The 22060-nt window shown below is 64.8% G+C and carries 20 protein-coding genes and 1 riboswitch; of the genes, 10 read left to right on the forward strand and 10 right to left on the reverse strand.

Annotation, left to right across the window (positions count from 1 at the left end; all coding sequences use genetic code 11):
* Positions 1-29: 29 nt before the first annotated feature.
* Positions 30-107, reverse strand: a riboswitch (SAM riboswitch).
* 135 nt (positions 108-242) lie between these two features.
* Positions 243-1343, forward strand: coding sequence for a histidinol-phosphate transaminase (hisC, locus tag NUU27_RS04855; RefSeq protein ID WP_257760938.1), 1101 nt, complete (start codon positions 243-245; stop codon positions 1341-1343).
* A 3-nt stretch (positions 1344-1346) separates the two neighbouring features.
* Entirely contained in the window at positions 1347-2282 is a 936-nt protein-coding gene (locus NUU27_RS04860) for a prephenate/arogenate dehydrogenase family protein (protein ID WP_257760939.1), read from the forward strand.
* Between the two features lie 2 nt (positions 2283-2284).
* Here NUU27_RS04860 and NUU27_RS04865 read toward each other — a convergent pair whose 3' ends face one another.
* Entirely contained in the window at positions 2285-3283 is a 999-nt protein-coding gene (locus tag NUU27_RS04865) for a DUF2125 domain-containing protein (RefSeq protein WP_257760940.1), read from the reverse strand.
* Positions 3284-3341: 58 nt separating this feature from the next.
* Here NUU27_RS04865 and NUU27_RS04870 point away from each other — a divergent pair, with 58 nt between their 5' ends.
* Complete coding sequence (locus NUU27_RS04870; protein WP_257760941.1) at positions 3342-3869, forward strand: gamma-glutamylcyclotransferase; 528 nt, start codon at positions 3342-3344, stop codon at positions 3867-3869.
* Here NUU27_RS04870 and NUU27_RS04875 read toward each other — a convergent pair.
* The 4 genes from NUU27_RS04875 to ftsE form a co-directional block, all read right to left on the reverse strand.
* A complete protein-coding gene (locus NUU27_RS04875) occupies positions 3866-4660 on the reverse strand; it encodes a 1-acyl-sn-glycerol-3-phosphate acyltransferase (RefSeq protein WP_257760942.1) in 795 nt (264 codons plus the stop codon). The two genes, NUU27_RS04870 and NUU27_RS04875, sit on opposite strands and share 4 nt — an antisense overlap.
* A 140-nt stretch (positions 4661-4800) precedes the next feature.
* Positions 4801-5412 (reverse strand): YdcF family protein, encoded by a 612-nt coding sequence (locus NUU27_RS04880; protein ID WP_257760943.1) that lies wholly within the window; start codon positions 5410-5412, stop codon positions 4801-4803.
* A gap of 522 nt (positions 5413-5934) precedes the next feature.
* Positions 5935-6936 carry an ABC transporter permease gene (locus tag NUU27_RS04885; protein ID WP_257760944.1) on the reverse strand — a complete coding sequence of 334 codons (1002 nt, stop codon included), beginning with the start codon at positions 6934-6936 and terminating at the stop codon, positions 5935-5937.
* Positions 6929-7588 (reverse strand): cell division ATP-binding protein FtsE, encoded by a 660-nt coding sequence (gene ftsE / locus NUU27_RS04890; RefSeq protein WP_257760945.1) that lies wholly within the window; start codon positions 7586-7588, stop codon positions 6929-6931. Before ftsE ends, NUU27_RS04885 begins: the two co-directional genes overlap by 8 nt.
* Before the next feature lie 215 nt (positions 7589-7803).
* On the opposite strand from ftsE, the gene NUU27_RS04895 reads away from it, so the two are divergent.
* From NUU27_RS04895 to NUU27_RS04905, 3 genes are all read left to right on the forward strand, one after another.
* Entirely contained in the window at positions 7804-8397 is a 594-nt protein-coding gene (locus NUU27_RS04895; RefSeq protein WP_257760946.1) for a hypothetical protein, read from the forward strand.
* Positions 8398-8417: 20 nt separating this feature from the next.
* Positions 8418-8960 (forward strand): hypoxanthine phosphoribosyltransferase, encoded by a 543-nt coding sequence (hpt, locus tag NUU27_RS04900; protein WP_257760947.1) that lies wholly within the window; start codon positions 8418-8420, stop codon positions 8958-8960.
* 61 nt (positions 8961-9021) lie between these two features.
* A complete protein-coding gene (locus tag NUU27_RS04905; RefSeq protein ID WP_257760948.1) occupies positions 9022-9387 on the forward strand; it encodes a response regulator in 366 nt (121 codons plus the stop codon).
* Between the two features lie 35 nt (positions 9388-9422).
* Here the strand turns inward: NUU27_RS04905 and NUU27_RS04910 are convergent, their stop codons facing one another.
* From NUU27_RS04910 to argH, 4 genes are all read right to left on the reverse strand, one after another.
* The gene (locus NUU27_RS04910) at positions 9423-11981 is read right to left on the reverse strand and encodes a TIGR02302 family protein (RefSeq protein WP_257760949.1); all 2559 of its coding nucleotides are present in this window, start codon (positions 11979-11981) and stop codon (positions 9423-9425) included.
* 152 nt (positions 11982-12133) lie between these two features.
* Positions 12134-13405 (reverse strand): diaminopimelate decarboxylase, encoded by a 1272-nt coding sequence (gene lysA / locus NUU27_RS04915; protein WP_257760950.1) that lies wholly within the window; start codon positions 13403-13405, stop codon positions 12134-12136.
* A gap of 117 nt (positions 13406-13522) precedes the next feature.
* Positions 13523-13726 carry a lipoprotein gene (locus NUU27_RS04920; RefSeq protein ID WP_257760951.1) on the reverse strand — a complete coding sequence of 68 codons (204 nt, stop codon included), beginning with the start codon at positions 13724-13726 and terminating at the stop codon, positions 13523-13525.
* 36 nt (positions 13727-13762) lie between these two features.
* A complete protein-coding gene (gene argH / locus NUU27_RS04925; RefSeq protein ID WP_257760952.1) occupies positions 13763-15184 on the reverse strand; it encodes an argininosuccinate lyase in 1422 nt (473 codons plus the stop codon).
* A 32-nt stretch (positions 15185-15216) separates the two neighbouring features.
* Here argH and NUU27_RS04930 point away from each other — a divergent pair, with 32 nt between their 5' ends.
* Entirely contained in the window at positions 15217-15906 is a 690-nt protein-coding gene (locus NUU27_RS04930) for a TlpA disulfide reductase family protein (protein ID WP_257760953.1), read from the forward strand.
* A gap of 73 nt (positions 15907-15979) precedes the next feature.
* Here NUU27_RS04930 and NUU27_RS04935 read toward each other — a convergent pair whose 3' ends face one another.
* Complete coding sequence (locus NUU27_RS04935) at positions 15980-16336, reverse strand: 6-carboxytetrahydropterin synthase (RefSeq protein WP_257760954.1); 357 nt, start codon at positions 16334-16336, stop codon at positions 15980-15982.
* Positions 16337-16612: 276 nt separating this feature from the next.
* Between NUU27_RS04935 and NUU27_RS04940 the strand changes: the two genes are divergently transcribed.
* The 3 genes from NUU27_RS04940 (at position 16613) to NUU27_RS04950 (ending at position 22060) form a co-directional block, all read left to right on the forward strand.
* Complete coding sequence (locus tag NUU27_RS04940) at positions 16613-17146, forward strand: molybdopterin-dependent oxidoreductase (RefSeq protein WP_374565630.1); 534 nt, start codon at positions 16613-16615, stop codon at positions 17144-17146.
* 20 nt (positions 17147-17166) lie between these two features.
* On the forward strand, positions 17167-19587 hold the full coding sequence (locus tag NUU27_RS04945; protein ID WP_257760955.1) for a bifunctional diguanylate cyclase/phosphodiesterase: 2421 nt from the start codon (positions 17167-17169) through the stop codon (positions 19585-19587).
* Between the two features lie 187 nt (positions 19588-19774).
* Positions 19775-22060, forward strand: a complete 2286-nt coding sequence (locus tag NUU27_RS04950) for an acyl-CoA dehydrogenase (RefSeq protein WP_257760956.1) — start codon at positions 19775-19777, stop codon at positions 22058-22060.

Consider the following 22060-nt stretch of genomic DNA (forward strand, 5'->3'; position numbering starts at 1 on the left):
GGCGGCGAAATCGCGACCGGTCTCCGCAAACTTTGCTTCGCTCGGCCTTTTAGCGAGTTGTTTTACGTGGCTGCAAGCCGACCGGCCAAATCACCACGGATCAAGCTGCGTTTTTAGGACGGGGTTCTCTTTGCGTCAATCGCCGTCTTGGTCTAAAGCAACCGGCGGCCTTGCGAGTTGACTTTGGACTCCCGGCCAGATTTGAAATCCGTTCAGCGTTCTTCCCAACACAGGACATTTCGATGAGCACGTCCGTCCGTCCAGAACCGAAGCCCGGCGTCATGGATATCGCCGCCTATGTGCCCGGCCGCGAAAGCGCGCCCGGCGCGGTGAAAGTGTGGAAGCTCTCCTCCAACGAATCGCCCCTCGGCCCGTCGCCGAAGGCGCTCGAGGCGATCTCCCACGCAACGGACCATCTGGCGCTCTATCCGGACGGCTCGGCGACCAAGCTGCGCGGCGCCATCGCCGAGGCGCATGGCCTGAACCCGGCGAATATTCTCTGTTCCAACGGCTCCGACGAACTCCTCGGCCTTCTGGCGCAGACCTATGTCAGGCCGGGCGACGAGGGCATCTTCACCGAGCACGGCTTCCTGGTCTATCGCATCCAGATCCTTGCCGCCGGCGGCAAGCCTGTCGTGGTGAAGGAGACCGACGAGCGTGCCGATGTCGATGCCATCCTCGCCGCGGTCACCCCGAGGACGCGCATCGTCTTCCTCGCCAACCCCAACAATCCGACCGGCACCTATCTGCCGGTCGACGAGGTGCGGCGCCTGCAGGCCGGTTTGCCGAAGGACGTGCTCCTGGTGCTCGATGCGGCCTATGCCGAATATGTGCGGCGCAACGACTATGAGGCCGGCATCGAGCTGGTGTCCTCGAGCGACAACGTCGTGATGACGCGCACCTTCTCGAAGATCCATGGCCTTGCGGCGATGCGCATCGGCTGGATGTACGCCCCGGCCCATGTGATCGACGCGGTCAACCGCGTGCGCGGTCCGTTCAACGTCAACGCGCTCGCCATCGAGGCGGGTGCCGCGGCCATCCGCGACAAGGCGCATGTCCAGAAGGCCGTCGAGCACAATGAAAAATGGCTTTCGTGGCTGACCCATGAATTGTCGAAGCTGGGCCTCAGGGTGACGCCGAGCGTCGGCAATTTCCTGCTGATCCATTTCCCCGAGAACGGCGGCAAGTCGGCTGAGGATGCGGACGTGTTCCTGGGCGCGCGGGGCTATGTGCTGCGCCGCGTCGTGCCCTATGGCTATCCGAATGCCCTGCGCCTCAGTGTCGGCACCGAGGAGGCCAATCGCGGCGTCATCGCCGCTCTTGCGGAATTCATGGAAAGCTGAACCGTGTCCGAACCTCTTTTTGACAAGGTCGCGCTGGTCGGCATCGGCCTGATCGGCTCGTCGCTCGCACGGGTCATCCGCCGCGAGGGGCTGGCCGGCGAATTGGCGATCTCATCGCGCAGCAAGAAGACCCTCGATCGCGTGCGCGTGCTGGAACTGGGCGACCGCTATGCGGCGGACGCGGCGGAGGCCGTGCGCGATGCCGATCTGGTGATCGTCTCGGTGCCGGTCGGCGCCTCGGGCGCGGTGGCGGAAGCGATCGCGCCGGCACTGAAGCCGGGGGCCATCGTCACCGATGTCGGCTCGACCAAGGCGTCGGTGATCGCGCAGATGCAGCCGCACCTGCCGGACACCGTCCACTTCATTCCCGGCCACCCCATCGCCGGAACGGAAGATTCCGGCCCCGACGCAGGTTTCGCCGAACTCTTCGAGGGGCGCTGGTGCATCCTGACGCCGCCCGAAGGAACGGACGCCGAGGCGCTTGCGCGCCTCACGACGTTCTGGGAACGCTGCGGCGCGATGGTGGACAGGATGGATCCCGGCCATCACGACATGGTGCTCGCCATCGTCTCGCATCTGCCGCACATCATCGCCTACAACATCGTCGGCACGGCGGACGACCTGGAAGCCGTGACGAAGTCCGAGGTCATCAAATACTCGGCTTCCGGCTTCCGCGACTTCACGCGCCTGGCGGCGTCCGATCCGACCATGTGGCGCGACGTCTGCCTGCACAACAGCGAGGCGATCCTGGAAATGCTGGCGCGGTTCTCCGAAGACCTGTCGGCGTTGCAAAGGGCGATCCGCTGGGGCGACGGCGAGAAGCTGTTCGAGATGTTCACGCGAACGCGCGCCATCCGCCGCTCGATCATCGAGGCCGGCCAGGACATCGACGTGCCGGATTTCGGCCGTCACGCGCTGGCTCACCCGGAGAAGCCGTAGACCTACTTGACGGGCGGTATTTTCCCGAGCGGCAGGAAGCCGACGAAGATCCGGCCCTGGCGGATGTTCACCGGCAGGGTTGGCGCCGAGCCGAGGCTGGAGAGGCCCGACATCACGGCGTTGATCTGGTCGCGCTGTTCCGGAAAAGCTTCCCCCGCCAGGCGGGCAATAGACTGCGGCTCGGTCAGGGTGACGTTGAGCCGTGCGTTGACGAGACCGTCATGGCCGATCTCGACCGGGCCCTTGACGGTCATCGCGGCGTTGCCGTCGGTGGCTCTCAGCGTCAGATTCTGGATCGTGCCCGAGCGGCCACGCAATTGAGGCGACGACCCTTCGGTGAGAAGCATGACGCCGTCCTCGATGCTGATGAGCAACTCGCCGTCGAGCGGCGGGACCGAAACGTCGCCGGTGACGGTTCTGTCGAGCGAGAGCCGGTTCATGATCACCGCCAGGTCCAGATCCTGACCGTTGCGGCGGGTGTGCGCCTGCATGACATCGGCGGCGGCAACGGGTTTGTCCGTGGCCTCTTCGAGCGTGACGACCACCTTGTCCGCCTCGCTCGATATCCGCTGCGGCAGATCGCTTGTGAGGCGCGCGCTCATGCGCATGTTTTCCCAGGTCGCCTGGAGGGCGGGCAGAAACGGCAGGGCGATGCGGGCGGGGCCGTCGAGCTCGCCCACGGTGTGCAGCGGCTGATAGATCTGCGCTGCGGACCGGAAGGCGCCGGCGCTGAGCGAGATGCCGTGCTCGCCATCCTCGTAGAAGAGGCTGCGGCAGAACAGGCCGATGCGGAAGGGATAGCCGCGCGCGGCCGGTTCTTCGCAATTGGCGCGCCGCTGGCTGCCGTTGAGCCTGTCGACCAGGGCGGTGGTTCGCGTTTCAAGCAGGTTTGCGGCGTAGAGCCAGCCGCCGGTATAGGCCGCCACGGCCAGGACGATCAGCGCCGCAAGCCAAAAGAAGCGCCGGCTATAGCTGCGTTTGGTGCGTTTTCTTGACGGCATCGGGTCCTCCGGTTAACCCGGTCGCCTGGGGTCAGGCAGCTTGATACAGGCAGGCGATATGGACGATTTTTGGGTCTTTGGCTACGGGTCACTGATGTGGCGGCCAGGTTTCGCCCATGTGGAAACCTGCAAGGCGCGGCTGCATGGATACCGGCGCGCGCTCTGTGTCTATTCACACGTGCATCGCGGCACACCGGATCGGCCGGGCCTCGTGCTGGGGCTCGACCGCGGCGGCTCGTGCCTCGGCCTGGCGTTCCGGGTGCCGGCGGAACTGAGAGACGAAGTGGTGGACTATCTGCGCGAGCGGGAGCTGGTCACCAACGTTTATCTCGAACGCCAGGTCGGCATCCGTCTCGAAGGCGGTCGGCAGGTCGGAGCGCTGGCCTATGTCGTGGACCGGGCGCATGGGCAATATGCCGGCGGCATCGATGTCGAGCACGCGGCGGAACGGGTGAACGGCTCGGTCGGCCAGTCGGGACGGAACGAAGACTACGTGCTCAACACGATCGAGCACCTGAAGGCGCTCGGCATCCGCGATCACTGGCTGGAAGCGGTGGCGGCACGGATCGGCGTTGCTGGCGTTTAAACTCCCGGGCCGATGGCTCCGAGCTCAATGAGCCGCTTGCGCGCCGTTTCGGGCAGCGGCGGCGCGTTCTCGGCCGTGGCCGCCTCCACCAGCATCGCGTCGCACGCCTCTTCCGTCTCGCGGACGAGGCGTTCCTGAAAGACGTCGCGCGGCAGGCCGGGCTCGATGGGTGGCAGGAAACGGGCACGGATCACGCCCGGATGGCGCAGGAACTTGCGCCGCGGCCAGAAAAGGCCCGCCGCATGCGCCACCGGCACCACCGGGACGCCGAGTTGGGAATAAAGCTCGACGATACCGTATTTGTAGGACGGTTCGGCGCCGGGCGGCCGGCGCGTGCCCTCCGGATAGATGATGAGCTGACGCCCCTCCTTCATCAGCACCCGTGCCGTCTTGACGGCCTGCTTCAGCGCCTTGGCGCGGCTGCCGCGGTCGATCGGGATCATGCGCATCTTGGCCACATACCAGCCGAAGAAGGGGATCCACATCAGCTCGCGCTTGAGGATGTAGAGGGCGTCGGGGATGTAGGGCAGGAAGGCGATCGTGTCCCAGAAGGACTGGTGCTTGGGGGCGATGATGCAGGGCCCGTCGGGCAGGTTCTCGATACCCGAGATCTCGCTCCGGCCGCCGGTGACGACGCGCTGCAGCCAGAGGCTGGAAGCCGCCCAGAATTTCGGCACGAACCAGGCCTTCTTGCGCGGCAGCAGAAAGAAGAGCGGTGTCCAAAACAGCATCTGAACGATCAGGTTCAGATAGAACAGGATGTTGAAAATGGCGGAGCGGAGAATGAGCATGAAAGAAGCCCGTTGCTGTCAGGTGAGGCTCTTATACCAAGGGAGATGGAAGACAAAGCGGCTTTCCGCCCACATCCCGCTCCAGCTTTTGGAATCGATCGCGATGATATTGGATGGATTCAATCCAATATCATCGCGATCTAGGGTTTGGGGCCCGCCGCGGCGCCGGCATTGGCGATGTTGGCGTGGGTTCCCTGCCGGGGCAGGGGTATGATGCCGCGCATCAGCGCGCCGACATATTTCGTGTACTCGGTGACGAGGACGCGCAGCGCGTCGGGCTTGGCGAGCCAGGCGCCATCCTCGAGCGGCGTGTTGACCACGGGATAAGGCTGCAGCCTGGCCGTCGGCAGGATGCGCCGCATTTCCAGGAGGCTGCGCGGCATGTGATAGTTGTTGGTCACTAGGATGACGCTGCTATAGGCGTTGGCACTGACCCATTTCGCGCTTTCCTCGGCATTGCCGATCGTGTCCATGGCCGCATGGTCGATGTCCACGCAGCATTCGAAAAGCGTGGCGTCGCCACCCGTCGCGACCCGCAGGTCGTCGGCCCGCGCGATGGGATTGACGCCGCTGATGAGGAGCCGCTTTCCCTTGCCGGCCTTCAACAGACCGACCGCCGCGTCGATGCGCGACTGGCCGCCGGTGAGCACGATGATGCCGTCGGCGTCCTCGAGATCGGTCGAGACGGCCAGGTGGCCCACATGATCGGCGAACAGGCCGAACCCGGCGATGAAGGCGACGATCGCCAGCATGGGCAGCAGCAGGACCAGACGTAAGGCCGTGCCGGGGCGGGATCGCCTGCGGCGAGAGCCCCGGCTTTTACGACCTGGCTGGGTTTGGTGCTTCATGGGCGGATGGTTAGCGACAAAATGCGGCAATGGATAGTCTGTCGTGGGAGCGGCGGTGGAGAAAAATCCGCCGACCCGCCCTACATGCCGTCGGGGTGGGTTGCGTCGACGGTCTTGAGATAGGACAGCACGGTCACATGGGACGTGGTGGCGGTCAGCGCGGCGATCAGGACCACCACGACCGCCACGCCCAGATAGCCGGATCGGCGAACAGGCCGAACCCGGCGATGAAGGCGACGATCGCCAGCATGGGCAGCAGCAGGACCAGACGTAAGGCCGTGCCGGGGCGGGATCGCCTGCGGCGAGAGCCCCGGCTTTTACGACCTGGCTGGGTTTGGTGCTTCATGGGCGGATGGTTAGCGACAAAATGCGGCAATGGATAGTCTGTCGTGGGAGCGGCGGTGGAGAAAAATCCGCCGACCCGCCCTACATGCCGTCGGGGTGGGTTGCGTCGACGGTCTTGAGATAGGACAGCACGGTCACATGGGACGTGGTGGCGGTCAGCGCGGCGATCAGGACCACCACGACCGCCACGCCCAGATAGCCGGAAGGGCCGATCGCAAAATTGCCGAACAGCGCCGTGGCCTGGTCGGCCTCCGGCGTCGCCATGTTGCGGGAGGACCACCAGTAGAAGCCGATGAAGACGATGATCGCGCCCAGCCCGCCGGCGGCGGCCCCCTTCATGCCGGCGAGCAGGAAATGGCGGCGAAACTGCGAGGCGATGAAGGATGCCTCGGCACCGACGAAATGGAGCACCTCGATGATGTGGCCGTTGCCGGCCATGGCGCCGCGCGTGGCAAAGATGACCGTCAGCGCCGTTGCCGACAGCATCAGCGCCAGCACTGCCATGCCGATGGTGACCGTGGTGCGCGCCATGGCGACCAGTCGGTCGACCCAGGTCCGGTGATCGTCCAGCGTCGCATTGGGTACGGCCTCCTGGATCTCGTTGCGCATGGCGGCGAAGTCCGGACGCGAGGCCGGGTCGAGCGTGACGATGACGAGGCGCGGCACGGGAAGCGATTCGATATCGAGACCGGTGCCCAGCCAGGGTTCCAGAAGGCGGGCCGTGGCCGCCGCATCGACGATGCTTGCGCCGGTCACGCCGTTGTAGCCGATGGCGATATCGCGCGCCCTGGCCAGGGCATCGGGCATGTCCAGCCCTTCCTCGGGCTTGATCTGGATGGTCGCCTCGCGGGCGATCTGCGTCTGCCATGTGGCGGCCGTGTCGCGCACCAGGGTCACCGCGCCGAGCGTGAGGCAGGACAGGAAGGTCATGATGGCGATGACGAGGACCATGGTCCGCCCGGCGACGTTGTCGGACGGGACGATCGGCATCGGCTTCTTGGCGATCGAGCCGCGCATCCCGGGGCCGATATGGGCGCTGAGGTTCCTGCCGAGATTCTTAAGGATGCTGCTTGCGTCAGTCATAGATTTCCAGCCTCCCGGCCGAAAGCACCATGCGGCGCGCATCCACCTGATCCATCAAGCCGAGGTCATGGGTGGCGATGACGACGGCGGTGCCCAGTCGATTGAGCTCGATCAGCAGCCGCAGCAGGCGGCGGGCGAGCTGCGGGTCAACGTTGCCGGTCGGCTCGTCGGCAAGCAGGATGCGCGGCTGCTCGATGAGGGCGCGGGCGATCGCCGCGCGCTGCTTCTCGCCGCCCGACAGGATCGGCGGCAAGACATGCATGCGTTCGCCGAGGCCGACCCATTTCAGGAGTTCGATCACGTCGGCGCGATAGCTCGCCTCCTCGCGCCCGCGCACGCGCAGCGGCAGCGCGACATTCTCGTAGGTGGTGAGGTGGTCGAGGAGGCGGAAATCCTGGAACACCACGCCGATGTTGCGGCGCAGGAGCGGCAGTTCGGTGCGGGTGATCTTCGAGCGGTCTTTTCCGAAGATGGTGATCAGCCCGCGTGTCGGCTTCAGGGACATGAAGAGGAGACGCAGGAGCGTCGTCTTGCCGGCGCCCGACGGACCGCTCAGAAACTGGAAGGAGCGTTCGGGCAGTTGGAACGAGACGTCGCGGAGGATCTCCGGTCCCATTCCATATCTATGGCCGACATTTTCGAAGCGAATCACGAAAAGACCTGGGTTCTCTGAGTGGCTGGTGCTGCCTGTACGCACCCCGGCCAGACCATCAGCGCGCATGGTTAATTGCAAGTTAACGTTCGCCCCGATCGGTCCGATGGCGAAGCATTAACCATTTCCGTTTACCCCGGAAGGGCTGATGGCGGAAGCACGGTTCGGACACAATGCGACATACCGACAGCGCACGCCCCGTCTCGGGCGAAATCATGACGCCCCGCGCCGCGCGGGAGCGCGTCCGCCCGCATGCGGGGGTGGAAGAAATCGTCGATGCCGACTTTGAGACCGTTGCCGAAGGGGGCGGGAATCCCGTCTGGAGAAACACGGGCCGGCACGGCCGCCCGGCGGGGCTGTCGGGCATGAACATGCTGCAAGCGGGCGGGCTGCTTTCCCGCCGCGCTCCGCGGCGCGGCGGACCGTTCTTCTGGTCGTTCGGCGCCTTGCTGGTGCTGGCGGCCTTCTGGGTTGCCGGCGGGCACAGCCTCGTTCACGACCTGCCCCTTCTCGACGCTTCGCGCCCGATGCCTGCCATGAAGCTCGTCGACCTGCAGAGCCGTGTGGAGCGGCATGGCGACCGGCTGCTGCTGATCGTCGACGGGGCTGCCTTGAACGACGGCAGCGCGCCGGCCATCGTTCCGGGTCTGGCGATCGACGTGCTGGCCGACAACGGCTCGACAACGCGCTATTTTCTGGGGACAAATGAACTGCAGCTCGAACCGGGCACGCGCTTTCCCTTCTCCAGCCGTCTGGTCGCGCCTAGTGAAGGGGTCAAGTCAGTCTCGGTGACGTTCCGATCGTTGTAGTAGCAGGGGAGTTTCGCCCGATGCCTGTTGTGCGCGGCAAGGAGATCGAGGTGCTTTTTGCAGCCTCGACCATCGCCCGACGTAACCTCGAGCTCGCCAAGGAGATCGCGGCGCGTCGCTATGACGACCTCCTGGTCATTTCGGTGCTCAAGGGTTCGTTCATCTTCGCCGCCGATCTGATCCGCGCGATGCACGACGTCGGGATTTCACCCGAGGTCGAGTTCATCATGATCTCGAGCTACGGCGCGGGCACGGAAAGCGGAACGATCAAGGTTCTGCGCGACATCGACAACGATGTCACCGGCCGCGACATCCTTTTGATCGATGACATTCTGGAGTCGGGAAAGACGCTCAAATACACGCGCGAGCTGATGCTGTCGCGGGGGGCGAAGTCGGTCTCCATAGCCGTTCTGCTCGACAAGCATTCGCGCCGGCAGACGACCGTCGATGCCGATTTCGTCGGGTTCGAATGCCCGGACTATTTCGTCGTCGGCTACGGCATGGACGTGGCGCACGCCTTCCGCGAACTTCCCTTCGTGGGCGTGGTCAAGGGCGACGCCTGAAAATGACGCCGACGCGCACCGGCGTTTACCGAAGCGTAATCCGATCGGGCGAAAAGAAGCCATGGCAAAGCTTCTGATCGTTGAAGACGACGACTCCGTGAGAACCTTCACCGCGCGCGCCCTCAGCGCCGACGGTCATGCCGTGGAAACGGCGGGTGATGGCCTGGAAGGGCTCGAGAAGATCAACGCGACATCCGGCGGCTACGATCTCGTTCTGTCCGACATCCGGATGCCGGCGATGGACGGGATCGAGATGGCGCGGGCGGCGGCCGGCTCGTTTCCGAGCCTGCGGCTCCTGCTGATGACCGGCTTTGCCGATCAGCGCGAGCGGGCGGCGGAACTGGAAGGAACCGTGTCCGGTGTCGTCAACAAGCCCTTTACACTGAGCGAGTTGCGCAAACGGGTCGGCGAGGCGCTGGCCGCCTGAGGCTTGCCAGATCGCAATGATTTAGCCGTCAGTGCCTATTCGGTATCGAGCAGCCGCTCGAGATATTCCTTTTCAAGCGCCGGGCTCAACGCATCGCCGAGGCGCTTGCGGATGGCTTCGAGGATGCGGCGGGCGCGCTGCGTGTCGATCTCGTCCGGCACCTGGACCGAATCGCCGAAATCCGGCCCGGTCGTGGCCTGCGGGCGCCCGAGCGGATCTCGGCCGTTGTTGCCCCGCCGATAGCCTTGCTCGCCGCCGCCCTGCTCGCCGCGCATGGCCTGCTGCATCTGGTTCATCATGTCCTGCGCGCCGCGGCGCAGCGCTTCGAGCGCGCGGCCCTGTTCACCGACGGCCTGCTCTCCTTGTCCCTCGCCCAGCGCGCCTTCCGCCTGGCCCATCGCCTCGCCGGCCTCTCCGAACCCTTCGCCCGGCTTGATGCCGAGCCCTTCGAGGCCTTGCATGAGGCGGTCAAGATCGCCGCGCAGCGCGCCCTGGCCCTGCTGCAGGCCGCGCATGGCGTCGGCGAATTCCTGCGGGCTCATGCCTTGTCCTGGGCCTTGGCCCTGGCCCGGCTGCTGTCCCTCGCCGGGCTGGTTTTGCCCCTGCTGTCCGCCCTGATTGCCTTCTCCGCGCTGCATCCGGTCGGTCCGGAAGGTCTCGTTCATCAGTTCCTGCTGGCGGCGCATCAGATTGCCGAGCTCGTCCATCTGGCGGCGCATCTCCGACTGCTCACCGCCGCCCTGGCCGCGTTGCGAGCGGCCGGCCTGGAGGTTGTTCATCATGTTCTCGAGCTGCGACAGAAGCTCGCGCGCCTGATCGTGCGCACCCGATTTCGCCAGGTCCTCGATCTGATCCAGCATCCGCTCCAGATCGCTCTGGCTCAGCATCTGGCCGTCCTGCGGCATCTGCTCGGCAAGATCGGGGTTCTGCTGGGCGCGTTCGGCGAATTCGCGCAGGAATTCCTGCATGGCGCTGCGCAACTCGTCCATCAGCCGGGCGATTTCCTCTTCGCTGGCGCCTTCCTCCAGCGCCTTCTTCAAGGCCTCCTGGGCCTGGCGCAGCCGCTTCTCCGCCGCCGTCAGGTCGCCGTCCTCGATGATCAGGGCGATCTCCCAAAGGTAATCCACGACGCCGCGAAGCTGGTCGTCGCTCTCGGCCATCGAGAGGCGGCTCCGGGCGGCGAAGACGCCGAGGAAATGCGACATGTTCTGCAACGTCTCCTCGGGCCAGGTGAGCACCGCATCCATCAGCGCCAGGACGCGGGGCTTCTTGTTGCCGTCCATCGCCAGGATGCGCCGCTGCTCGATCAGGGCCTTGGCCAGGGGATTGGTGAAAAGCCGCTCCGGCAGAACGAGCTTGCGGGGCTCGCTGACGGCTCGCTGGTCGGCGGCGTCGACGGCCGTCAGCTTCAGCTCGACGGGCGTGCCTGCCCATGGATGCTCGGTCAGGTCGCGCGAGGTTTTTGCGCTGATGGTCTTGCCATCCCGGCGGGGCAGGGCGAGCGGCATCTCCGGCGCTTCGTAGAGCGGCCGGGCGCTTCTGTCGGCGTCCGCCGGCTCGAAAAGCGCCTCGGCACGTGCGGCACCGTAATCGTCTTCGATCTCGTAGGTGAGTTCCAGCGTCCCGTTGACCGCCCGCTTCGGATCTCCGGTCAAGCGGATCTGCGGCGGCAGGTCCGGCGTCACCGCAAACCGCCAGCCGTCGATCTCGGTGTCGTTGCGTTTCAGAAGCACCTCGCCATCGTCTTCCAGAACACGCGAGAAGCGCTGGGCGGTGGTCGTCGAAAGGGTCTCGGCCTCGGAAGCGCCTTCGGGGTCGATCACCGTTTCGCGGCCATCGGCATCGCGGTGAGCCAGCGTTTCCGCGCCGGATCCGCCGGTGACGCGCAGTGCCAGAATGCTGCCTTGCGGTACGGTGAAGACGTCGGTGCCGCGATTGGCCTCGGCGGTCAGGTAGATCGGCGCGCGGCCCGTATAGGTCGGCGGGGTGACCCAGGCATCGATGCGCGGCGGCACGATCTCCGCACCGCCATGGGCGCGAAAAGCATCGGTGACGCTGCCGCCGAGCGGGCCGGTGGAAAAAGCCGCGGCGATGACCAGAAACAGCGCGGCAGCCGCGCGCAACCCCCATGGATCGCGTTCCGGAACCCGGGTTTTCGGCAGGTCGCCGTGCAGACCGCCCAGCTTGTCCGCCATTCTCTTTTGATGTTCGCGCCAGAGGGCGGCGGCGAAGCCGTCATGCCGCCCGGCGAGCCGATCCGACTGGCTGGAGACCGGTTCATGCTCCAACTGGTTCGAGCGCTCGATGCGGCGATCCACCTCGGCGGGGGTCGGCCGGCGGAAGCTTCTCAGGGGCCACAACGCAGCGATGCCGCCGAGACCGAGGACGGCGAGGACGGCGAAGCGCACGCTGTCGGGCATCAGCCGGAACAGGCCGAACCAGGAGAGCGACAGGAAGATGCTGGCGATGACGAGAAGCGGCAGGATGAGCGGCCACAAACGCTCGATCACCATGACGCCGCGCATCACGAAACGCATGCGCGCCAGCCTGGCGAACCGTTTGGGGAGCCTCTGCCACTCGGATGTCTCAGCCATCGGCAGTCTCAGCGTTTCGCTCCGGCGCACGCGGAATCGCACGCGCCTCATCGAACAAGGATAGCAGCAAACGCGGCGAAGGCGAGGCAATGCACGAAATTATGATCTCTGCCGTGCTTTCGGAAGGCAGAGATCATCCGGCAGGACCGAGCCTAATCCTCCAGCCAGTCCGGCACGGAATCGAGTCCCAGAAGCTGCTCATAGCTCGGCCGCGGGCGGATCACATGGAAGCGGTCGCCATTGACCAGGACCTCCGGTACCAGGAGGCGCGAATTGTAGGTGCTGGCCTGCACCGCGCCATAGGCTCCGGCCGTGCCGACGGCGATCAGATCGCCCGCCTGAACCTCCGGGAGGCTGCGGTCGAGCGCGATGTAATCGCCCGTCTCGCAGACCGGGCCGACCACGTCCGCGGTGAAGCGCCGGCTGTCGGCGGCTGGCTGCCGGACCGGGCGGATGGTGTGAAACGCCTCGTAGAGCGTCGGGCGGATCAGATCGTTCATCGCCGCGTCGACGATGACGAAGTTCTTGGCCTCGCCATCCTTCCGGAAAAGCACTTCGGCAACCAGAATGCCGGCGTTGGCGGCGATCAGGCGACCGGGCTCCAGCATCACCTTGAGGCCGAGCTTGGTGACGTGCTTGCGCACGATCTCGGCATAGGCGTCGGGCAGCGGCGGCTGATCGCCCTCCTCGGCATAGGGGACGCCGAGGCCGCCGCCGAGATCGACATGCTCAATGGCATGGCCGTCGGCGCGAAGCGTCGCCGTCAGCTCCGTGAGCAGCGCGAAGGCATCGTCGAAGGGCTGCAGGTCGGTGATCTGGCTGCCGATGTGCATGTCGATGCCGGTCACCTTCAGCCCCGGCAGCTCTGCGGCCCGTGCGTAGGCGGCCCGCGCGTCCTTCCAGGCGATGCCGAACTTGTTCTCGGCCCTGCCGGTGGAGATCTTCTTGTGCGTCCTCGCATCGACGTCGGGGTTGATGCGCAGGGAAACCCGGGCCGTCAAACCGAGCGCCGTGGCGCGCGCCGAGAGCAATTCCAGCTCCGGCATCGATTCGACATTGAAGCAGAGAATGCCAGCCTTGAGGGCGAAATCCATCTCCGAGGCGGTCTTGCCGACGCCGGAAAACAGGACCTTGTCGGCTGGAACGCCGGCGGCGAGCGCCCGGCGCAGCTCTCCTTCCGAGACGACATCCATGCCGGCGCCCAGCCTGGCGAGCGTCTTCAGGACGGCCTGGTTGGAATTTGCCTTCATCGCATAGCAGACCAGCGCGTCAAGACCGGAGAAAGCCTCCGAGAAGACACGGTAATGGCGCGCCAGCGTGGCGGTGGAATAGCAGTAGAACGGTGTGCCGACGGCCGCCGCGATGGCCGGCACCGGCACGTCCTCGGCGTGCAGGACGCCGTCACGATATTCGAAATGGTTCACGAAAACTGACTTTCAACTGACGTCCGGAGTGGCTTGCCTGCTCTCTTCCGCTTGCTTCTCCGGCGGTGCTTGTGCTCACGGTCGCGATCGGGCGTGGCCCGCTTTCCGCGGACCGTCCTAGAGAAGGCCGTCGAGGATGAACGGGCGGTCCTCGGCCGGCTTTTTCGGCTCCGGCGGAACCGGCTCGTCGTTTTGCTGGGCCTGTTTTCGCGCCTCGACCGCCGCCTCGTAGGGCGAGTCGAGGGGGGCCTTTCGACCGCAGGCGGCAAGGCCGAGCGCCAGGCCGAGCATGAGAAGGGTGAGCGTTCCGCGGGCCGTCATGAAGCGTTCCATTCCTCGAAATTGCGTGGCTGGGTTTTAGCCTTTTTTGACAGTCTGCGCATCCCGTTTCAGCCGCTTCTTCCAGCCGCGGATCTGACGGCGGACCTCCGAGGGGGCCGTGCCGCCGTAAGAGGTGCGGCTTTTCACGGAATTGGCCACCGAGAGAACCGAATAGACGCCTTCCGTGACGGCCGGGTTGATGGCCTGCAGATCTTCCAGGGAGAGCTTTTCGAGCCCGCACTTCCTCTCTTCGGCCAGGGCCACCGCGCGGCCGGTGGCGTGATGGGCTTCGCGGAACGGCAGGCCCGCCTCGCGCACCAGCCAGTCGGCCAGGTCGGTGGCGGTGGAGAAGCCGGCGCCGGCAGCTTTCTTCATGGCCTGTGTGTTGACCTCGAGGTCGCCGATCATGCCGGTCATGGCGGCCAGCATCAGGTCGAGCGTCTCTGCCGTATCGAAGACGGCTTCCTTGTCTTCCTGCATATCCTTTGAATAGGCGAGCGGCAGGCCCTTCATCACGGTCAGCAGCGCGACGAGGTCGCCATTGATGCGGCCGGTCTTGGCGCGGATCAGTTCGGCGGCATCCGGATTCTTCTTCTGCGGCATGATGGAGGAGCCGGTGGAGAAGGAGTCGGAAAGCCGTACGAAGCCGAACTGCGGCGTCGACCAGATGACGATCTCTTCGGCCAGCCGCGACAGATGCACCGCGCAGATGGCCGCTACCGACAGGAACTCCAGAGCGAAATCGCGATCGGAGACCGTGTCGATGGAATTGCGGGTCGGCTCGCGGAAACCAAGCGCCTGCGCCGTCATGTGACGGTCGACGGGAAAGCCCGTGCCGGCCAGCGCGGCCGCGCCGATCGGGCATTCGTCGAGACGCTCGATGGCGTCGCGGACGCGGCTGCGGTCGCGGCCGAACATCTCCACATAAGCCATCAGATGATGGCCGAAGGTCACCGGTTGAGCCGACTGCAGATGCGTGAAGCCTGGCATGACGCTTGCCGCGTGCTCTTCGGCGCGCGCAAGAAATGCCTCGAGCAGGCGGCCAAGCGCACCGTCGACGCGCTGCAGTTCCTCCTTCACCCACAGGCGGAAATCGAGTGCGACCTGATCGTTGCGCGAGCGTGCGGTGTGCAGTCGCCCGGCGGCCGGGCCGATCAGTTCGGCAAGCCGCGCCTCGACATTCATGTGGATGTCTTCGAGCCGAGTGGAGAAGGCAAATCTTCCGGACTCGATCTCTGACAGAATCGTGTTGAGGCCGTGAGCGATCTTCTTTTCGTCTTCCGCTGAAATTATGCCAGTCTTCGCCAGCATGGCCGCGTGCGCCAGGCTGCCGCGGATGTCCTGGGCGTAGAGTTTCCTGTCGAAGCCGATGGAAGCGTTGATCGCCTCCATGACGGCGTCGGGCCCTGAGGCAAAACGTCCGCCCCACATGCGGTTGCTGGCTTGGTCTTCGCTCATCATGTTAACCGGATGCTCGTGTGGAAAGAAGAATGTCGAAAAAGAAACGGAAATTCCCCGCCCTCCGCCTGATCGTCCTTTCCGTCATCGCCGGCGCCGTCGGAGGGGCGATTGCGGTATACGTGAAGGGTGGGCTCGATGGCAACAACGCCGCAACACCCATCGTCGCGGCAGCCGGGGACAACACCTGCGCGCGGAAGGATGCCAGGGCGCGCGAGATCGGCGCGGCGGCGACCGGCGAGGTGGCAGCCATGCTTGCCGCCGACCCGCCGCGTTCCCTCACGGCGTTGAGCTTCAAGGGCCCTGAAGGTGAAGCACTTTCGATCAATGATTTTGCCGGCAAACTAATTCTCGTCAATCTCTGGGCGACGTGGTGCGTCCCGTGCCGCGAGGAGATGCCGGCGCTGGATGCGTTGCAGGCGAGCATGGGGAGCGACGCTTTCGAGGTCGTCGCCGTCAATGTCGATCGCGGCGATGACGAGAAGCCGAAGGCTTTCCTGGAGGAAACGCGGATTCGTTCCCTTGGCTATTATCGCGACAGTTCCATGCGCATCTTCAACGACTTGAAGAGCCAGGGCCTGGCGCTCGGCCTGCCGGTGACGCTGCTGATCGACGAGGAGGGCTGCCTGATCGCGCATATGAACGGACCGGCGGAGTGGGCCGGTGCGGATGCCGCCCGATTGATCGAGGCGGCTCTGCCGGCCAAGGGGCCGGGCAGCTAGTTTCAACGCCTGCGCGCGCCAAAGCGGGGCGTCTGCATCGACCGGCGCCCCGTTTGCCGAGCACCCGCAGCCGTCAGGCGGCGAGCGGCCGGCGGTATACGCAGCCTTCGGCCTGTCCTTCGGCGCCGCGCTTGACCTCGACCCGCTCAAGGCTGTCCGTCTTCGCCGACAGCTTGTCGAAGATCCACTTCGCCAGGTTCTCCAGCGACGGGACAGACAGGCCATCGATATCGTTCAGATATGTGTGGTCGAGCGTCTTGTGGATGTCGGCGATCTGCTTTTCCACCTCGTAGAGATTGGCGGCCCAGCCATAGACAGGGTCGGGCTCGCCGACGAGATGAACCGATACCTTGAACGAATGGCCATGCAGACCGGAATACGGCTCCAGCTTGTGCGCGGCCTCGAACGTGAACTCCTTGTATGTCTCCACAGCCCTAGCTCCCTTCAGCTTTGGTGCTACCCCATCCCCCAGAAAAGGGATTCCCTCGAGAAAACGTGTTTCCCGTGGGTTTTGCCCCTGCAAATTTCAGCGGTTCCGCAAACTGTGCAAGTCGATGTATAATCATCGCAGGTTGGAGGTGTGGCACTGCCGTCCGGGCCTGTCAATGTGCCGTCGCGGAGCGAAGATGTCACAGAGCCGTGTTAACCCATTGTTGGTTAGCCGGCACTAGACTTGGGGAAATATCGCACCTGCGGAGAAGCTTCGATGTCGTCCAAAAAATATCAACGGATGCGCGGCCTCATTGCGCTGACCTTTTCGTGGCTGCTGTTTTTTGCCGCACCCACGCTTGCCCAGTCCGATACGCTCGCCAAACCGGCGGGTGAAGTCATCCTGACCGTAGACGGAAAAATCGGCGTGACGAACGGGGATGGTGTAGCGGATTTCGATCTGGCCATGCTTGAGGCCCTCCCGTCCGCCATGATCAAGACGACAACACCGTGGTTCAACGGTGCGATCGAGTTCGAAGGCGCCCTACTCAGCAGCCTCATGGAACAGGTCAAGGCAGAGGGGCAGGAACTGGTGGTCACGGCGCTCAACGACTACCAGGCTCCCGTGCCGATCGAGGACTTCGCAAAATACGGCGTGATCCTCGCCTACAAGCGCGACGGCAACTACATGCCCGTCAGCGACAAGGGGCCTTTGTTCATCGTCTATCCATATGATTCCGATCCTGAATTGAGCACGCAGAAATTCTATTCTCGTTCCGTCTGGCAAGTCCGGCGCTTCACGGTTCGATAAGCGCGAGACGGGCGTGGCTGATGGCTAAACTGAGTGCGGAGACTTCGGGGCGCCGCACAGCCTCGCGTGTCATCCAGACGGTGCTGACCATCGGCATCATCGCGCTTGCCCTTTCGGCACTCTACATATCCGTCCTGGTGTTCCAGCGGCAGGAAGCGCTCAGCCAGATCTTCCGCTACAACATCGCCTTCAGTGCCAGCCAGGGCATGAACGAGCTGCTGCGCTTCCGGCAGCGGCTGGCGGGGCTCCTCGTCGAGCCGCCACAGGCCACGAAGCAGGATGTGGAACTGCGCTACCAGATCCTGCTCAGCCGGATGAGCCTGTTCGAGAGCGGCGAATTCCGGGGCTTCGTCACGGCGATTCCCGAGACCCGGCAGACGGTCGAGGAAATGGCCGCCGCCATCAACGAAATCGGCACCTACATCGATGAGATCGACAAGAGGGAGAATGCCCTTCGCGCGCTCGAACTGACGGCGCCGCTCGAACGCAAGATGGTCGCGCTCGCCTCACAGGCCAACGAGTATGGCGCCACGGCGCAGGCGAGCGACCAGAACGAACTTCTGCGGCTGCACTGGATATTCTCGCTGCTGGCGCTCGCGCTGGTCGTGAGCGGGTTCATCTTCATCGCCATGCTGCGCTGGCAGCACAAGTTGCAGGTGAGCGTCCAGCAGCGGCTGAAGGCGACGAACGAGGACCTGTTGCGGACCAGCGCCGAGCTCAGCGAGAGCGCTGCCGCGGCGCGGCGCGCCAACGAAGAGCTGATCACGCAGAACCTGTTGTTCAACACGGCGTTGAACAACATGTCGCACGGTTTGTGCATGTTCGACGCCGCGCAGAGGCTGATCGTCAGCAACCAGAAAATGGAAAGCATCTACGGCCTCTCGCGCGAGCAGCTGAGGCCGGGCACCTCCCTGACCAGCCTGATCGAAGGGATGGTCGAGACGGGGGCTTCGCGGGAGGATGAGGGAGCGCGCATCGCGGATCTGCAGAGCAAGCTCATTCAGCAGAACCGGTCGAGCACGCTGACCCAGGAACTGCGCGACGGACGCACGATCCTGATCTCGCATCAGCCGATGAAGGGCGGCGGATGGGTCGCCACCTACGAGGACATAACCGAACGCCACAAGGCGCAGGCGCAGGTGGCCTACATGGCGCGCCACGACACGCTGACGGACCTGCCGAACCGGCTGATGATGCGTGAGCGGCTGGAGGAGATCCTCATTTCCAGCGCCGATGGCGGACTTGCGACCGCCGTGATGTGCGTCGACCTCGACAATTTCAAGGGCATCAACGATACGCTCGGGCACCCGACGGGCGATGCGTTGCTGCGGGCGGTGGCGAGCCGCATTCGCAGCACCGTTCGCGAAAGCGACTGCATCGCGCGCCTCGGTGGCGATGAATTCGTCATCGTGCAGGGGCATCTGAAGGAGAGGGAGCAGGCGAGCAGCCTGGCGAAGCGGCTCATCCAGGTCATCGAAGAGCCTTATCTCATCGACGGGCATCAGGTCCTGGCGGGGGCGAGCGTCGGCATCACCATCACCTCGACCGGGGCGGAAGAGGCGGATGACCTCCTGATGCAGGCGGATGTGGCGCTCTACCAGGCAAAGGCCGATGGGCGCGGCGTGTTCCGTTTCTACGAGCCCGGCATGAACAAGAGGCTGCAGCGCCGCAGAACCCTGGAGGCCGAACTGCGCGCGGCGAATCTCGACGAGCAGTTCCACCTGGTGTTCCAGCCGATCATCGACCTCGACACGAACAAGGTGACGACTTTCGAGGCCTTGCTGCGCTGGACGCATCCCGTGCACGGGTCGATCCCGCCGGACGAGTTCATCCCCATCGCCGAGGACACCGGAGCAATCGTCCAGCTGGGTGAATGGGTGCTGCGGCAGGCCTGCCTCGAGATCAAGCGGCTGCCGAAGAGCATCAACGTCGCCGCCAACCTGTCCCCCATGCAATTCAAGCGGGACGACATCGTCGAAACCGTGGGACGCGTTCTCGCCGAGACCGGCACGGATGCGCAGCGGCTCGAGCTGGAGATCACCGAAACGCTGCTTCTTGAGGACAACCGCAAGCTCCACGCGGATCTGCGGCGGCTGCGCAGGCTCGGCTCGCGCATCTCGCTCGACGATTTCGGCACGGGCTACTCGTCGCTCAGCTATCTGCAGAAATTCGCTTTCGACAAGGTCAAGATCGACCGGCTGTTCATCAAGGACATCGCCAAGAGCGCGGATCAGGCGGCGATCGTGCAGACCATCGTCAATCTCGCCTTCACGCTCGGCATGACCACCGTCGTCGAAGGGGTGGAGGGCGAGGAGCAGTTGCGCATCATCCGCGCCATGGGGTGCGACGAGGCACAGGGCAACCTGTTCAGCAAGCCCATCCGCTCCGAGGTCGTCGCGGACTATCTGGCCGAGCACGAGCGCAAGCGGACGGCAGCCTGATTTCCGGCCTTCGGAACCCTGTGCCGGGCTCCGTCGTTCGCCTTCACAGTCAAGCCTGTTATAGAGCGCCGTGCGTCCTTTTGGGCGCGCAAAGGACGCTCTATCTCTTTATTTTCCGCATTTATGCGGACGTCAGGTGATTCCACCTGACTGCAAGATGCTATAGTGCGCAAAACGGAGGCCGGCCATGCCTTTCAAGACATTCCGCCGCGACCGCATCTCCAGGCCCATATACAACTGGGCACGGCGGATCATGCCACCCATCTCGGCAACCGAGCGTGAAGCCATCGACGCCGGCACGGTCTGGTGGGATGGCGAGCTCTTCGCCGGCAATCCCGATTGGGACAAGCTCCTGGCCATGCCGCCGGCCAGGCTGACGGAGGAAGAGCAAGCCTTCCTCGACGGGCCGGTGCGCGAACTTTGCGGCCTGGTCGACGACTGGACGCTCAACTGGCGGGATCGCGACCTGTCGCCGGCCGTCTGGGATTTCATGCGCCGGAAGAAGTTCTTCGGCATGATCATTCCCAAGAAATACGGCGGTCTCGGCTTCTCGAACACCGCACATTCGGAAGTCGTGCGCACGGTCTCCTCGGCGAGCATCGTTGCCGGGGTCACCGTCATGGTGCCGAATTCGCTCGGCCCCGGCGAACTCCTCATGCATTTCGGCACGGACGAGCAGCGCGACCACTGGCTGCCGCGCCTCGCCGACGGCCGGGAAATCCCGTGCTTCGGCCTGACATCGCCCGACGCGGGTTCGGATGCGGCGGCGATGACCGACACCGGCGTCGTCGAGCATGGCCTGTGGAAGGGCAAGAAGGTCCTCGGCCTGCGGCTCAATTTCTCCAAGCGCTATATCACGCTCGGCCCGGTCGCCACCGTCATGGGGCTCGCCTTCAAGATGTACGACCCGGAAAATCATCTGGGGCGCGGCGAGGATCTCGGCATCACCGTCGCATTGCTGCCGACGGGCACGAAGGGCGTGCGGCACGGCGAGCGCCACATCCCGCAATTCACCTTCTTCCAGAACGGCCCCCTGCATGGCGAGGACGTGTTTGTTCCGCTCGATCATATCCTTGGCGGCGAAGCGCAGATCGGCCAGGGCTGGACCATGCTGATGACGGCGCTGGCGGCCGGCCGCAGCATTTCGCTGCCGTCGCAATCGGCCGCCTCGGCAGCCATGTGCGCCCGCGCCACGGGTGCCTATGCGCGCATCAGGACGCAATTCAACGTCCCGATCGGTTTGTTCGAAGGCGTGCAGGAGCCGCTCGCCGAGCTTTGCGGCAACGCCTATCTGATCGATGCGGCGCGCCGGCTGACGCTGGCAGCGCTCGATCAGGGACACAAGCCGTCGGTGCTCTCGGCGATCATGAAATACCATGCCACCGAGCGCATGCGCCGGTCTGTCGAGCGGGCGATGGACATCCACGGCGGAAAGGCGATCATCGACGGGCCGCGGAACTATATGGGAGCGGCCTATCGCGCCGTTCCCGTCGGGATCACGGTCGAGGGCGCGAACATCCTGACGCGCAATCTGATGATCTTCGGTCAGGGCGCGATCCGCTCGCATCCCTATATACTCGACGAACTCCTGGCGCTGTCGGCCGAGGATGGCGAGCGCGGCCTCGACGTTTTCGACGAAACCTTCTGGAAACATGTCGGCCATGCCTTCAAGACGGCCGGCCGCGCCTTCCTGCGCGGCTGGTCGGGCGGGATGCTCGGCCCGGCGCCGAAAGGCACCGCGATGCCCGGCGCCTTTAGGCGCCTCTCACGCCATTCGTCCGCCTTCGCACTGCTTACCGATTTCGCCCTGATGACGCTCGGCGGAACGCTGAAACGCAAGGAGATGATCTCGGCACGGCTTGGCGATATTTTGGCAGAACTCTACCTGCTCGGCGCCGTCCTGAAGCGGTTCGAGGCCGAAGGCCGCCAGCCGGCGGACCGGCCCATCGTCGATTACCTGATGCTGGCGGGGGAGGCGCGCATCGGCGCGGCTTTTCGCGGCGTGCTCGACAATCTGCCCGCCCGCCCCGCCGCCTGGCTGGTGCGCCTCATCGCCTTTCCGCTGGGCGTTCCCAACCCTGCGCCCCCGGACAAGCTGACCGTCAAGCTCGCCGAGATCCTGCTCCGGCCTTCGCAGCAGCGCGACCGCCTGACGCCCGATCTCTACCTCGGCGAGGGGCATGACGAGCATCCGTTGAAGGATCTGGAAAAGGCATTCAGGCTGGTGGTGGAGGCGGCCCCGATCGAGAAGAAGATGCGGGAGAGGGGGCTTCAGGACCCCGGGGCGGCGTTCGAGAAGGGTGTGATCACCGAAAGCGAGCTGGAGCAGCTCATCGAGGCGAAGGCGGCGGTCGACCGCGTGATCGCGGTCGATGCCTTCGAAATGGACGAGATATCGGCCACCGCCTCGCAGCATCGGCGATCGAAGCCCGCCGCCCGGCGCAAATCCACGCAACGGGAGGCGGCCGAGTAG

The sequence above is a fragment of the Nitratireductor sp. ZSWI3 genome (genome assembly GCF_024655565.1).
Taxonomy (GTDB): domain Bacteria; phylum Pseudomonadota; class Alphaproteobacteria; order Rhizobiales; family Rhizobiaceae; genus Nitratireductor.